This window comes from Streptomyces sp. GQFP (genome assembly GCF_021545335.1).
In the GTDB taxonomy this organism is placed as follows: Bacteria; Actinomycetota; Actinomycetes; order Streptomycetales; family Streptomycetaceae; genus Streptomyces.
Window position 1 is genome coordinate 6,607,715 of record NZ_CP089312.1, and the last position, 13,232, is coordinate 6,620,946.

Below are 13,232 nucleotides of genomic sequence, written 5' to 3' on the forward strand. Positions count from 1 at the left end.
ATCCCCTCCAGTCACCCTTCAGTCCCTTACGTCTCTCTCACGTCCCTCCCGGTTACTTCAGGAGGTCGGCCAGGCGGCGCCAGCCGTCGCGGGGGAGGACGTCCCGGGGTCGGTCCTCGACGACTTGGAGGGTGACGTGGTCCGCGCCCGCGGTGAGGAAGGCGTCGATCCGGCCGCGGATCCGGTCGTCGTCGCCCCAGGCGTACACCGCGTCGATCAGCCGGTCGCTGCCGCCGTCCGTGAAGTCGCTCTCCGTGAAGCCGATGCGCAGGAAATTGTTGGTGTAGTTCGGCAGTCCCAGGTACATGGAGAGGTAGTCGCGGGCGGTCGCGCGGGCCCGGTCCGGGTCCGAGTCCAGGACCACCTTCAACTCCGGTGCCAGCAGCGGGAGTTCGCCCAGCGCCTCGCGGGCCTGGGCGGTGTGTTCGGGGGTCACGAGGTACGGGTGCGAGCCGGCCGCGCGGTCCCGGGAGAGCCTCAGCATCTTCGGGCCCAGCGCGGCCAGCACCCGGCGTTCGGCGGGGTGTCCGGCCGCGTCCAGGGCGTCCAGGTACTCGACCATCGTGGCGTACGGGCGGCGGTACCGCTCCGTCAGCGGGGCGTGGCTCACGCCGAGGCCGAGCAGGAAGCGGCCGGGGTGGGCTGCCTCCAACTCCGCGGCCTCGGACGCCGTTTCGGTGGCCCCGTACTGCCAGATGCTCTGGATGCCGGTCGCCACGACGAGCCGCGAGGTCGCCTCGACGAGCGGAACGGCGTGCCGTACGCCCGGGCTGCCGCCCAACCAGAGGGCGCCGAAGCCCAGTTCCTCCAGTTCGGCGGTGGCCTCCGCCCGTTCGGTGAGCCCGTCGGGGTCCTCCGCGCGCAGCCCGCCGCTCCAGATGCCGTACCGCCCGAGGGTTTCCTTCAATGACGTCATGTGCAGTCCCAACCGGAGGCTCCCTCGGGATAATTCCCGACGCACGAGCTCCGCTGCACCGTGGCTACACCTTGAGGAACGTCTCCAGTGCCTCCACCACCAGCCGGTGGTCCTGGAGTTGGGGCAGCCCGGACACCGTCACCGACCCGATGACACCCACGCCCTCGACGGTGATCGGGAAGGAGCCGCCATGGGCCGCATAGACGTCCGGGTCGAGGCGCGAGTCGTCCTCGAACGTCGTGCCCTTGGCGCGGAACCGGGCGCCCACCAGGTAGGAGGAGGCGCCGTAGCGCGCCACGACCCGGCGCTTGCGGTCGATCCAGGCGTCGTTGTCGGGGGTCGAGCCGGGCAGAGCGGCGTGGAAGAGCTGCTGACCGGCCCGGTGGATGTCGATCGCCACCGGCGCCTGCCGCTCCCGCGCCAGCTCCACCAGCAGCGAACCCAGCGCCCACGCGTCCTCGTGACCGAACTGCCGGAACACCAAGTGCCGTTCCTGCGCTTCGAGTTCCTCGACGCTCGGGGTGAGTTCGGGTGCGATGCGCGGCCCGAGCGAGGGCTGTCCGCCCGCCTTGTGCCCGCCGGCCTTCTGGCTGTGGCTGTGGCTGGTCATCGCAGGGTCACCGTCACCTTCTCGTTCGCGGAACGCCGGGCCGCTTCCAGTACGTCGAGGGCGGCAGCCGCCTCCAGGGCGGTCACCGGGTTGGGGCCACCGTCGCGCAGGGCGGCGGCGATCGCCGAGTAGTACTTCTCGTACGAGCCGGGCAGCGTCGGCTCCGGCCGCCCGCCACCCGTGAGCGGGGACTCGCCGGCCCCGACCCGCCCCCACATGCTCTCGGGTTCGAGCCCCCAACCGGCGTCACCAGGGCCCCCGCCCGCCTTCAGGGTGTCCTCCTGCGGATCGAGGCCGTACTTCACGTATCCGGCGCGCGAGCCCAACACCCGGAAGCGCGGCCCGAGTTGCGCGGTGGTCGCCGACACGTACAGATGACTGCGGACACCGCTCGTGTGGGTGAGCGCGATGAACGTGTCGTCGTCGGTCTCGGCGCCCTCGCGGCGGATGTCCGTCTCGGCGTAGACGGAGTCGACGGGTCCGAAGAGGACGAGAGCCTGGTCGACGACATGACTGCCCAGGTCGTACAGGAGCCCGCCGATCTCCGCCGGATCGCCGGACTCGCGCCAGCCACCCTTGGTCTGGGGCCGCCACCGCTCGAACCGCGACTCGAACCGCCACACGTCACCCAGCTCGCCCTCGGCGATCAGCTTGCGGAGCGTCCGGAAGTCATGATCCCAGCGGCGGTTCTGGAAGACGGAGAGGAGCAGTCCCTGCTGGTCGGCGAGGGCGGCCAGCTCACGCGCCTCGGCGGCCGTGCCCGCGACCGGCTTGTCGACCACGACGGGGAGGCCTGCCTTGAGGGCGGTGGTCGCCAGGGGTACGTGCGTCTTGTTCGGGGACGCGATGACGACCAGGTCCAGCTCGGCGGCGCGGGCGAACAGGTCTTCGGGCGTCGCGGCGATCCGTACGTCCGGGAAACCGGCGCGGGCCTGGGCCTGCCGCTCGGGGTTGGCGGTGACGACCGTGTCGAGGACGAGGCCCTCGGTGGCGGCGATCAGCGGGGCGTGGAAGACGGAGCCCGCGAGGCCGTAGCCGACGAGGCCGATGCGCAGGGGAGTGCCAGTCGTACCAGTCATGGTGTCCACTTTGGCAACGCTGTTGCCAAAGTGCAAGCAGCGGGGAGAATGGTTCTGTGAACAGGACGAGTGCCGCAGCCACGGCCATCACCGGCACCACAGGCACCACCGGCACCACAGGCATCGCCACGGCTCCCGGGGCGAATCTGCTGGCCCTGCGCAGTCACAACACCGCGCTGGTGCTCGACCTGCTCCGGACGGCGGGCCCGGACGGCATCAGCCGCCTCGAACTGGCCGAGCGCACCGGTCTCACCCCCCAGGCGGTCAGCAAGATCACCGCCCGGCTGCGTACGGAGGGCCTGGCCGCGGAAGCGGGCCACCGCGCGTCGACGGGCGGCAAGCCGCGCACGGTGCTGCGCCTGGTCCCAGGGGCGGGGCACGCGATCGGCGTCCACCTGGACCGTGACGAGGTACGGACCCTGCTGGTCGACCTCACGGGCGCGGTGGTGGCGGAGCGGCTGTCCCCGCTGGACCTCGGCGCGGGTGCGGACGTGGTGGTGGAGAGGGTGGCCAGGGAGGTGGAGGCGCTGCTCGACGGCGGTCCGGAGGACGTCCTGGGGGTCGGCGTCGCGCTCCCGGGCCCGCTGGACCACGCGCGGGGCGTACTACACCGGGTGACGGGATTCCCCGAGTGGGACGGATTCCCGCTACGGGATGAGCTGGCGGGGCGGCTCGGGGTGCCGGTGGCCGTAGACAAGGACACCAACGCGGCGGCGCTTGGGCTGGCGGTCGGGGGCGAGGACGGCTCCTTCGCGTACCTGCACCTCGGTACGGGGCTCGGGGCGGGGCTGGTGATCGGCGGGGCGTTGCACCGGGGGGCGCGGACGGGCGCGGGTGAGTTCGGCCACCAGGTCATCCAGTTGGACGGACCACTGTGCGGGTGCGGGGACCGGGGGTGCATTGAGGCGCTGTGTCTGGGGGCGGTGGCTCGGGGGGAGCTGGACGAGGCGGCGCGTGTGTTGGGGGCTGGGGCGGCGAATCTGGTGGGGCTGCTTGATATCGACCGGGTGCTGTTGGGGGGTCGCACGGTGGCTGCGGATCCGGAGCGTTTTGTGCGGGGGGTCGCGGCGGTTGTCGCCGAGCGGGCTCGGCGGGAGGGGGTGGAGGTGGCGGTGCCTGTGGGGGTTGCTTCTGGTGGGGTGCGGGGGGTTGCGGTGGGGGCGGCCCAGTTGCTCCTTGCGCCGCTGTTCGGGCGGGCCGACTAGGGGGTTGTTGGTTGGGTGCGGGCCGGTGGGGGCTGGTCGCGGAGTTTCCCGCGCCCCTAAAAGCGGCCGGTGGGGGCTGGTCGCGGAGTTTCCCGCGCCCCTAAAAGCGGCCGGTGAGGGTGATCGCGGAGTTTCCCGCGTCCCTAAAAGCGGCCGGTGGGGGTGATCGCGGAGTTTCCCGCGTCCCTGAAGGACGGGCCGGTGGGGGCTGGTCGCCCGCCACCCCCGGTATCGGTCAGGCGGCGGGGTGGACCCGGAGAAGGAGCAGGTCATACTCCGGGCCGTCGGCGCTGTTGCGGTACGGGCCGGCGTACTCGTACCCGAGCCGGTCGTACAGACCGCGACCGCCGGTGTTGTCAGGGCGGACCAACAGGGAGGACCACTCGGGGTTGATGGCCTTGAGCAGCTCGGCGTGCAGCCGTGAGCCGATGCCCTGGGACTGCCACGAGGGACTGACGGCCAGTTCGCACAGCCCCATGAGACGGCCTGCGCGGACGTGCTCGGGGATGTCCGGCAACAGGGTGGGCCCGTACCAATATTCCGGCGTGCATGGGAACGCGTAGCCGAATCCCACCATCGTGCCGTGCGCGTACGCGGCGACCAGGGTGAAGCCCTCGTGCCGGAGGTGGCCGACGACCTGGCGGCGCAGCGCGGCGGCGGACAGGCCGTCGGTGGATGCGCCCGGGGTGTTGACGAGTTCGGGGTGAGCGTCGGCCCAGATGTCGGCGATGGTGTCGAGCAGGGGCGGGACCTGGCCGGTCCCGTAGGTGCGGATCACGACGTCTGTGCGGGTGCTCGGGGTCACGGCCGTCCTCCTCCGGTGGCGGTGGTGGTGGTGCGGTACTCCTCGATCCAGCTCGCGACCGCGGGGACGCGGTTGTGCCGCTGGAGCGCGCCCGCGACGCTGTGCAGCGATTGCAGCAGCCGGTCGGAACGCACTTCGGGGAGAAACTGCAGGAGTCGGCCCGCGGCCTCGGCGGCTGCCTCCGGCTCGGGTCGCTCCCTCACCGAATGCTGGATGGCGATGTCGGCGGTGTACAGAGCGCGGTTTCGGGCGAACGCCGTCCCGGCGTCTGTTTCTCGGCACCGAGACGCAGAGACAGGACCGCGCATGCGCCGTCCAGCAGGAACGTGCGCCGTTCCACCCAGCCACCCTCCTGCTCCAGCCCGTACGTGCCGGCGGCCGGTGGTATGGACAGTGCTGTTGCTCCCATGCGGCCACCAACCGTGCGTTGCACCCGACCGCCTCGCCCAGCGAGGTATCCACTTCGACGATGCGTTTCGCGAACTCCTGGCGAGACATCTGGAATTCGTCCACGCGCACGGCGCGCAGTTGGACGTTGGGGCTATGGCGACGGTCGGCCATACCGGGCTCCGGTGGCAGCATCCGTGTGTCGACAGGGGTGCGGAGACCGTGCCGCTCCCGTCTCCGTCATGCCCCGATCTTGAGGCCGGATCACCCGCGCCGGCGGGAGCGCGGCGGATCTGCTGTTCCCCCGCATCGACCCCTCCGCCGTCCCGGCCGTGGTCGACGGCGACTGCGCCCTTGGCGAGGACGACTTCATGAGCGGTGCCACGGAGGACCGTTACCCGGACCACTTCGGCCTCGCACCCGGTATCAACGGCGGCGGGGACGACATCGCCCGTGCCACCGTCGCCGACCGGCTCGCCAGGCTCCCGCACCACCAGATCGTCCTCGGCCACGACGTGACGGCGAACGCGGACTTCCTCGCCAAGCTGGCGGGCGTCCAGTAACCGACCTCTCCGGGAACGTCGTTCAGCGCCATCCCCCGTGCTTGGGCCTGGACGACGTCGGAGGCCTGGCAGCTGCCTCGACCGCAGCCGCTGGGGCTCCGTTGCGTGTACGTGCCCGTGCGCGTGGACCTGGGCAAGAACTCGTCGATACGCCCGCGGAGATGCGGGGGTCGATGGTGGACGGCGCGGTGAAGGTTCCCGTCTTCGACCCGGCCCGGGTCCACAGCCACTCGACGAACATCACCATCGCGCCCGGGGTGACGGCGAGCAGCGGCACGCCGCTCTCGTTGCAGAACTTTGTCCAGCTCGCCCACTCCTGGGGGTAGCCGCTGCGGGTCCGTTCCGAGCGGCCGTCGGCGACGGTGCGCACGGCCCGGTGGTCGATGTGCTCCTGCACGGCCCGGGTCGCGGCGTCGTAATCCTCGGGCCCGGCCGGCGCCGCCGGGATGAAGCCCCCTTCGACCGCCTTCAGGCTGTCTGGCATGATTCGCCCTGTTCACCCGAGATCGGCCCTCATCTGGACTCCGGATATGGGGAGCTTGTCCGGGAACCACGGAACGGGCGGGGACGCGGCGCTCTCCTCGACGCAGTGCGGTCGGTTCAGCCCGCGCACCGCGCCGAAATTCCGCGTCGGCCGATCAACGCCCGCACTACGATGCGCGGATGAGCGAGCTGGTGCCGGCCGGACGGCGCACCCTGTACCAACGCGGGCCGCTGCGTCGCGTGCTGCTGGACACCTCCGTATTGACCACGGACATCGTCGCGGCCACCCGGCGGCGGGACCCGTCGTCATTCGTCGCCGGGGCGCGGGCGGGGACCGTGCGGTGCCTGATCCCGGTTCACGTGTGGGAGGAGGTGCCACGCGTGCTGGCCGACCGGCACCACGAGGGCGGCCAGTTCGACCTGGGGCGGGCACTGGAGCTGTGGCAGTCCCGGTACGCTCCCGTCCTGTACGTCGTGGACACCTCCGGCCTGCCGATGACCCCGGAGGCTGACGTCCTCGCGGGACGGGACGCCTCCGACGTGCCGATGCTGCTGCTGGCCGGGGTGATCGCCCCGGTGGTCATCATCGGGACCGACCCGGACCTGGTCGACAGCGGGCTCGCGGTCGACAACTGGGTCGCCCTGCGCTCGGCTCTGGGGGACGTGGGGGTGACGGAGGGTCGGATGGCCGACCTGGAGCGGCAGACCAGTGCCTTGGCGAACCTGACCGGCAACTTGGCCGGCGCGGCGGCACGGCTCGGCGATCCGAAGCGGCTGGCGGTCGCGGCGTTGGTGGGCACGGTGGCGATCGGGGCACTGTACTGGCGGCGCCGGCAGCGCCCGCGCGTCCCCTCGAAGCGGCAGCCGGTGCTGCCTGTGATGCTGGAGCGCGCCTCGACGCAGATGGCCGCGCTCACCGCGCGGCACACGCGGGGTGAGGACCTGTGGCGGCAGGCGGAGCTGGGGACGCCCGGCGACACACTGCTGCACCGGGTCGCCCGGACGCTGGTCAGGGCCCGGGAGCCCCTGACCCGCACGGCGATCGTGGAGCGCCTGGGCGAGGCCATCCCCGGTGCCGGGCACACCGGGCGGATGGCGGCCGTCCTGGACGTGCTGACCGCCCACGCGATGTTCGTGGACGTCACAGGCCGGGGGCACTGGCAGGTCGGCCGCCTCGGTGGCCGGTAACCCGGCGCCCGCGCCCGTGGGACGAACCGCCCAGGCCCCGGGTGGGCCAGCCATTACCTGCTGGCCCACCCTTCGCCGTACTCAGAGGCGGTGCTGGACCCGCAGCACGGTCACGTTGACACAGGCCATTCCGGATGCGGACGCCACCTTCACTTTGCCCGCGTGAGCGGCCGGACCATGTCCAGTGCTCGTAGCTATGGCCAGGTGGTGAGTAACGAAACGCCGGATTTACTGCGGCAGTGAGCCCGGAAGGCTACTCGCGGGTTACTTGCCACCTGGTTCGCCGTTCGTTCACGGCACCTCAACTCCGGTAGCCCGGGGCGCCCCCTAGGGGCGCGGGGAACTGCGCGACCAGCCCCCACCGGGCCGCAGCCAAACACTCAAAGCCCCTGCGCCGATCAGGCGCATTCGTGCGGTCGTTCGGAGCGGTGCCGTCCGCTGACACCGTTGCCCCGGCATGGTCATGTGTTCATGCGACTGTGTACCTGTGTGATCGTGACTGTCCTTCTTGTCGTGCCCGGAGGCCTGTCCGCCGGCCCCGCCCACGCGGCCACCTGCGCCGCCACCACCCCCACCGACCGCACCTTCCCCCTCACCACCCGCATCCAAGGCGGCCCCGCCGCCTACGAAGCCGGTGGTCAACACCGGACCTGGCGGCTCGACCTCACCAACAACACCGCTCACCCCTGCACGGACATCCACCCCGTCCTCGTACTCGTCGACAAGCGTCGCGCCCTGACGCCGGCTCAGGCGCGGCTGGAGTTCTACGACGGGAAGCGCGCCCGCCCCTACCCCGTGCGGTTCGAGGTCACCGACGCCGACGAGACCATCGGGGTCTTCGACGGGGACGGGTTTCCCGGGTTCACCGTCGGGCCCGGGCGGACTCTCTCCGTGAAGGTGCGGCTCGCGATCCGTGCCGGGGCCGTGGCCAACGACGTCGTCGCCAACGCCGCCGTCGTCCAGCGGCACGCCGATGACGGCGACTGGGTCGGGCAGTCCAACGACTACCGGTTCAGGGTCGTCGCCCCCGGACCGGCGGAGGCGGAGACGACAGTCCCCGGCGCACAGTCCGCCTCGCCGTACGACGGTGAGCTCGCCGGTACCGGGCGCCGCGCCGCCGGTATCCGCCTCGCGGGCATCGCGCTCGCGCTCCTGCTGACCGGCGGCGGAGTCCTGCTGCTCGCCCGGGTCCGCGGGGCGGGGCGGACGTAAACCGGCCATTCCCTCAAGATCCGGGCTGTGACAGGCTGGGCCCACGCGGCATCTCGTACGCGTGTACGGCAGCGCAGGAAACGCAGCGCGAAGCAACGCAGTGCAGGAGCAGGAGACCGGACATGGCAGACCGCAAGCCCATCGACTCGTGGCTCACCGACATGGACGGTGTGCTCATTCACGAGGGCGTGCCGATCCCCGGCGCCGACGCCTTCATCAAGAAGCTGCGCGAGTCGGGCAAGCCCTTCCTGGTGCTCACCAACAACTCGATCTACACCCCGCGCGACCTGCACGCCCGGCTGCGCCGCATGGGCCTGGAGGTGCCCGTCGACAACATCTGGACCTCGGCGCTCGCCACCGCCAAGTTCCTCGACGACCAGCGCCCCGGCGGCACGGCGTACGTCATCGGCGAGGCCGGCCTGACCACCGCCCTGCACGACATCGGCTACATCCTCACCGACCACGAGCCCGACTACGTCGTCCTCGGCGAGACCCGTACGTACTCCTTCGAGGCCATGACCAAGGCCGTACGCCTGATCGAGGGCGGCGCCCGTTTCATCGCCACCAACCCGGACGAGACCGGCCCCTCCGCCGAGGGCCCGCTCCCCGCGACCGGTGCCGTGGCCGCGCTGATCACCAAGGCGACCGGCAGGAAGCCGTACTTCGCGGGCAAGCCGAACCCCCTCATGATGCGCACCGGCCTGAACGCGATCGGCGCCCACTCCGAGACCAGCGCGATGATCGGCGACCGGATGGACACCGACGTCCTGGCCGGCATCGAGGCCGGGATGCGGACCTTCCTGGTGCTCACCGGCCTGACCGGACCCGACCAGGTCGAGAACTTCCCGTACCGCCCGTCCGAGATCGTCGACTCCATCGCGGACCTCGTCGACCGTATTTGAGCCCGCCCTCAGGCACGCCCTCAAACCCTTCGGCACCCGTACGGAGCAGTCGTACCCGCTCCGGAGATGCGAACCGGCGTCCGGAGGAGGAGTCTCCAGGTGTCTGGAGGTTCACGATGGGTTCCATGCGGATCACTCTCTGTGCCGGCGTCGCGGTCGCCGCCGCGCTCACCCCTGCCACCCTGGCGTACGCCGCCGACGGGGGCGTCACGGTGACCCCGGCGTCCCCGGCCCCCGGCAGCGACGTACGGCTGGTCGTGCGCGGCTGTACGGGGAAGACGGGGACCGCGAAGTCGGAGGCGTTCGTCGCCGATGTGCTGCTCGCGGGGGAGGGGCAGGGCGGGGCGCTCGTCGGCGGGTCCCGCGTCCGCTCCTCGCTGGTCCCGGGCACGTACAACGTCACCGTCGGCTGCGACGGGCAGAACGGCAAGGTGAAGGGCACGATCGCCGTCACCGAAAAGTCGTCCAACACACCTGAGGCGTCCAAGAAGCCCGCGAAGCCCTCCGTGGCTGCCTCCGCTCCCGCTCCCGCCTCGCCCGTCGCCCCCGTGCCCGCCGGTGGCGGTGGCGCGGCCGACGAGCTGGCCGCCGACGCGCGGGGTGCCGGTCCCGGTACCCGGCAGGCCGTGGTCGGGCTGGTCCTCGCCGGTGTGGCGGCGGTCGTCGTGGCGGTGCGCAGTGTCCGCCGGGGCCGTGGGAGGGACTGAACCGCCATGTCCGACGACGACCGTGTACGGTCCTCCGGCACCGGGCGGCTCACCACCGGCGTGGCCTGGGCCCTGCTGCTCCTCGGGCTGTGGCTGTGGGGCCGCGAGGTGACCGACGTACGCCATGGCACAGCCACGCCGACCACCGGTGACATCGCCGCGGTCGGCCGCCCCCCGGACCCCGAACTCCCGCCCGCGCACCAGCCGTTGAGCGGCGCCCTGCCGCAGCGCGTCGACATACCCCAACTGGGCGTGCAGGCCCCGGTGGTGGCCCGCGGCCTCGACCGGCTCGGGGCGGTCGACCCGCCGCCCTTCGACCAGGCGGGCGTCGTGGGCTGGTACGGCTCCGGCACCCGGCCAGGCGCCGTCGGCACCGCCCTCCTCGTCGGACACGTCGACACCGAGACCAGGCCCGCCGTCTTCTACAAGGTCAGCACCCTGCGCCCGGGCGCGACGATCCGGGTCGCCCGCGCCGACGGCAAGGTCGCCGAGTTCACCGTCGACGACGTACGGGTCCTGCACCGCGACAGCTTCGACGCCCGACAGGCGTACGGCACCCGGCAGTCGGGCCGCGCGGAACTCCGGCTCATCACCTGCGGCGGTACGTTCGACCACGCCACCCGTACCTACACGTCGAACGTGATCGTGTCGGCGTACCTCACCGGCGCGGCCGTCTGACCCCGCCCTGCCCGGCCGACGACCCGCTCCCCCCAGAGCCGTCGACCGGGCTGGTCCTCGACCGCGCGCGCACGGGCTGCGGGAGTAACCCGGCGACCGGCGCGGGAGGTTCGGTGCCGCCCCTCACTTGCGGACGGTGAAGCATTGGCCGGGGCTGGGGCCGTCTGAGACGACTGTAGAACGGATGTGCGCCCAGGCCTAGAGGGGGAATGACGCCAAGTCCCGGTCCGTGGCTCTGTGTTATCGACGCAGGTCGTAGATAGTTCTATGCCCTGTGCCGCTGCTGGTGTTCCGGCCTTCGGTGGTCGTGCTCCGACCATGACCGAACAGGGTGTAACAGCTAGCCGACAAGGTACTGGTGAACTCGTGGGCCCCGGCCGTGTATGTCAGGATTGAGGCTTACGCCACTGCATCCAGGGGGGACCAGGACAGTGCACCCGAGGGGGAGTTCGATGTTCGGCAGTAAGGGGGCGTCCTGGGGGAGGGCGTCCATGGCGGTGCTGGGGGCGGCACTGCTGCTCACCAGTTGTTCCTCGTCCTCGGACAACGGGGACGGCGACGAGCCGGCCAAGGAACCGGAAGCCCTGATCACCCAACAGCCCAAGGGCACCAACCCGTTCTGGGTGAACCCGGACGGCAACGCGGCGGAACAGGTCGCCACGTACGTCAAGCAGGACAAGACCGCGGACGCCGAGCAGATCCGGAAGATCGCCGAGCAGCCCACCGGCGAGTGGATCAGCCCGGAGAACCCGGAAGCGGAGGCCAGAGGCTTCACGGAGGCCGCGCAGAAGGCGGACCGCTCCGCACTCCTCGTCCTCTACAACATCCCGCACCGCGACTGCGGCCAGTACTCCAGCGGAGGCGCCGCCGACGGCGACAGCTACCGCGCCTGGATCGACGGCGTCGCCAAGGGCATCGGCGACCGCGCGGCCACGGTGATCCTCGAACCGGACGCGGTCCTCCACCTCGTGGACGGCTGCACCCAGGACGAGTTCCACGAGGAGCGGTACGACCTGCTGAGCGGGGCGATCGACACCCTGTCCGCGCTGAAGAACACGAAGGTGTATCTGGACGCGGGGAACGCGGGATGGGGACACCCCGACCAGATCTTCGAGCCGCTCCAGTGGGCCGGGATCGAGAAGGCCGACGGGTTCTCCGTCAACGTGTCCAACTTCTACTCGACCGCCGAATCCATCGCGTACGGCAAGGAGTTGTCGGCGAAGGTGAACGGCAAGCACTTCGTCGTTGACACGTCCCGCAATGGGAACGGGCCCTACACCGGGGGCAAGGCGGACGAGAACTGGTGCAATCCGCCCGGGCGTTCGCTGGGCGAGACCCCGACCGTGAAGACGGCCGATCCGTTGGTGGACGCCTATCTGTGGGTGAAGCGGCCCGGGGAGTCCGACGGGGAGTGCAAGGGCGGGCCCAAGGCCGGGCAATGGTGGGTCGATTACGCGCTGAAGCTCGCGAAAGCGAGCAGCTGACCACGACCGGGTGAGACGTTCTTGCCCGGGGGCGGTGGTCGAACACCGCCCCGGGCAAGACCCGTTGAGAGAAATGCGTCAGATCACTTGGTGGTGAGGTAGGCGCGCTCGATCGTCTGGACCAGCGTGTTGCCCGAGTCGTCGGTCAGCTCGGCCCGCAGGGAGACGGAGCCGGGCTCGGCCGGGTGCTCCAGCGACAGATGGGTGCCGTCGACGGCCTCGGCCGACTGCCAGGTGGCGCCTTCGTCGTAGGAGACCTCGAAGGCGAGCTTCGCGGGCTGTTGGCCGGCCGCCGCGCCCTCGATGGTGAAGGGCACCTCGAACCGCTCGCCCGCCTTCGCCGTGCTGTCCAGGGACAGTTCGGGGGAGTAGCGGATCACCGACACCGGCAGTGCGGCCGGCTCGTCCTCGGGGGTCTCGGCTGAGCGGAAGGTCCACTCCGCCCTGACGCGCGTGCTGACCGACGAGAGCCCCGGGTCACGGGAGTTGTCCAGGGTCAGCTTGTAGGTGCCGGCCTGGTCGGGAACAGTGACTTCGGTGATGGTGTCGGCCGGGGAGGAGCTGAGAGGGATCTCCTCGCCGTCGACCTGGAGCGAGCTCTGGGCCGAGGCGGATCCACCGCCGCTGTCGTAGTGCCCGGCGCCGGTATCGGTCACGGTGTCCTAGAAGTCGGTGCCGCGCTTCTTGACGGACCGCATCGCCTTCCCGTTGACGGCGGGCAGCGCCCGGCCCATCTTCGCCCCGGCCCCGGTGAACGGGGTCATCGAGGGCGCCTTCTTGCCTTTGAACGTGACGATCAGCGGTACGTCGGTACGGCCCGCGTCGTCGTACCCGTCGGCGGCCAGCTGGGTCACGTCGAACAGCCGGGCGTCCAACTTGCCCTGCGCCAGCAGCAGTTCGGCGTCACCGGGCACGACCCGGGTGTGTCCGTCGACCATCTGGACGGAGAACGGCATCCGCTCCCGGCCCTCCGCCCGCACCACGCCGGTGACTTTTCCGGCACCGTCCACCGT

Annotated in this window: 16 protein-coding genes; 8 read left to right on the top strand and 8 right to left on the bottom strand. The window is 71.2% G+C overall.

Translation table 11 applies throughout. The features are described from left to right. Positions 1-52 precede the first annotated feature (52 nt). From LUX31_RS29750 to LUX31_RS29760, 3 genes are all read right to left on the bottom strand, one after another. Positions 53-916, bottom strand: coding sequence for an LLM class F420-dependent oxidoreductase (locus tag LUX31_RS29750; RefSeq protein WP_235478383.1), 864 nt, complete (start codon positions 914-916; stop codon positions 53-55). A 64-nt stretch (positions 917-980) separates the two neighbouring features. Beyond that, positions 981-1,526: a heme-degrading domain-containing protein gene (locus LUX31_RS29755; RefSeq protein WP_235478384.1), complete on the bottom strand. Its 546-nt coding sequence runs from the start codon at positions 1,524-1,526 to the stop codon at positions 981-983. Then, positions 1,523-2,605, bottom strand: coding sequence for a Gfo/Idh/MocA family oxidoreductase (locus LUX31_RS29760; protein WP_235478385.1), 1,083 nt, complete (start codon positions 2,603-2,605; stop codon positions 1,523-1,525). The genes LUX31_RS29755 and LUX31_RS29760 overlap by 4 nt, the downstream gene beginning before the upstream one ends. 86 nt (positions 2,606-2,691) lie before the next feature. Here LUX31_RS29760 and LUX31_RS29765 point away from each other — a divergent pair, with 86 nt between their 5' ends. Then, positions 2,692-3,810, top strand: a complete 1,119-nt coding sequence (locus tag LUX31_RS29765) for an ROK family transcriptional regulator (RefSeq protein ID WP_235480108.1) — start codon at positions 2,692-2,694, stop codon at positions 3,808-3,810. 235 nt (positions 3,811-4,045) lie between these two features. Here LUX31_RS29765 and LUX31_RS29770 read toward each other — a convergent pair whose 3' ends face one another. Together LUX31_RS29770 and LUX31_RS29775 are read right to left on the bottom strand one after the other, a co-directional pair. Then, entirely contained in the window at positions 4,046-4,615 is a 570-nt protein-coding gene (locus tag LUX31_RS29770) for a GNAT family N-acetyltransferase (protein WP_235478386.1), read from the bottom strand. Beyond that, positions 4,612-4,818: a hypothetical protein gene (locus LUX31_RS29775; protein ID WP_235478387.1), complete on the bottom strand. Its 207-nt coding sequence runs from the start codon at positions 4,816-4,818 to the stop codon at positions 4,612-4,614. The genes LUX31_RS29770 and LUX31_RS29775 overlap by 4 nt, the downstream gene beginning before the upstream one ends. A 555-nt stretch (positions 4,819-5,373) precedes the next feature. Between LUX31_RS29775 and LUX31_RS29780 the strand changes: the two genes are divergently transcribed. Continuing rightward, positions 5,374-5,565, top strand: a complete 192-nt coding sequence (locus LUX31_RS29780) for a hypothetical protein (protein WP_235478388.1) — start codon at positions 5,374-5,376, stop codon at positions 5,563-5,565. A 22-nt stretch (positions 5,566-5,587) separates the two neighbouring features. Here LUX31_RS29780 and LUX31_RS29785 read toward each other — a convergent pair whose 3' ends face one another. Beyond that, positions 5,588-6,049 carry a hypothetical protein gene (locus LUX31_RS29785; protein WP_235478389.1) on the bottom strand — a complete coding sequence of 154 codons (462 nt, stop codon included), beginning with the start codon at positions 6,047-6,049 and terminating at the stop codon, positions 5,588-5,590. Positions 6,050-6,228: 179 nt separating this feature from the next. Between LUX31_RS29785 and LUX31_RS29790 the strand changes: the two genes are divergently transcribed. The 6 genes from LUX31_RS29790 (at position 6,229) to LUX31_RS29815 (ending at position 12,219) form a co-directional block, all read left to right on the top strand. Beyond that, positions 6,229-7,236, top strand: coding sequence for a PIN domain-containing protein (locus tag LUX31_RS29790; RefSeq protein ID WP_235478390.1), 1,008 nt, complete (start codon positions 6,229-6,231; stop codon positions 7,234-7,236). 495 nt (positions 7,237-7,731) lie between these two features. Continuing rightward, positions 7,732-8,448, top strand: a complete 717-nt coding sequence (locus tag LUX31_RS29795) for a hypothetical protein (RefSeq protein ID WP_235478391.1) — start codon at positions 7,732-7,734, stop codon at positions 8,446-8,448. A gap of 122 nt (positions 8,449-8,570) precedes the next feature. Continuing rightward, on the top strand, positions 8,571-9,350 hold the full coding sequence (locus tag LUX31_RS29800; RefSeq protein WP_235478392.1) for an HAD-IIA family hydrolase: 780 nt from the start codon (positions 8,571-8,573) through the stop codon (positions 9,348-9,350). A 116-nt stretch (positions 9,351-9,466) separates the two neighbouring features. Further along, entirely contained in the window at positions 9,467-10,057 is a 591-nt protein-coding gene (locus LUX31_RS29805) for a hypothetical protein (protein WP_235478393.1), read from the top strand. A gap of 6 nt (positions 10,058-10,063) precedes the next feature. Continuing rightward, positions 10,064-10,735 (top strand): class F sortase, encoded by a 672-nt coding sequence (locus tag LUX31_RS29810; protein ID WP_235478394.1) that lies wholly within the window; start codon positions 10,064-10,066, stop codon positions 10,733-10,735. Positions 10,736-11,187: 452 nt separating this feature from the next. After that, complete coding sequence (locus LUX31_RS29815) at positions 11,188-12,219, top strand: glycoside hydrolase family 6 protein (RefSeq protein ID WP_235478395.1); 1,032 nt, start codon at positions 11,188-11,190, stop codon at positions 12,217-12,219. Positions 12,220-12,302: 83 nt separating this feature from the next. Here the strand turns inward: LUX31_RS29815 and LUX31_RS29820 are convergent, their stop codons facing one another. After that, positions 12,303-12,875, bottom strand: coding sequence for a hypothetical protein (locus tag LUX31_RS29820; RefSeq protein ID WP_235478396.1), 573 nt, complete (start codon positions 12,873-12,875; stop codon positions 12,303-12,305). A 6-nt stretch (positions 12,876-12,881) separates the two neighbouring features. Then, positions 12,882-13,229, bottom strand: coding sequence for a hypothetical protein (locus LUX31_RS29825; protein ID WP_235478397.1), 348 nt, complete (start codon positions 13,227-13,229; stop codon positions 12,882-12,884). Positions 13,230-13,232: the final 3 nt, after the last annotated feature.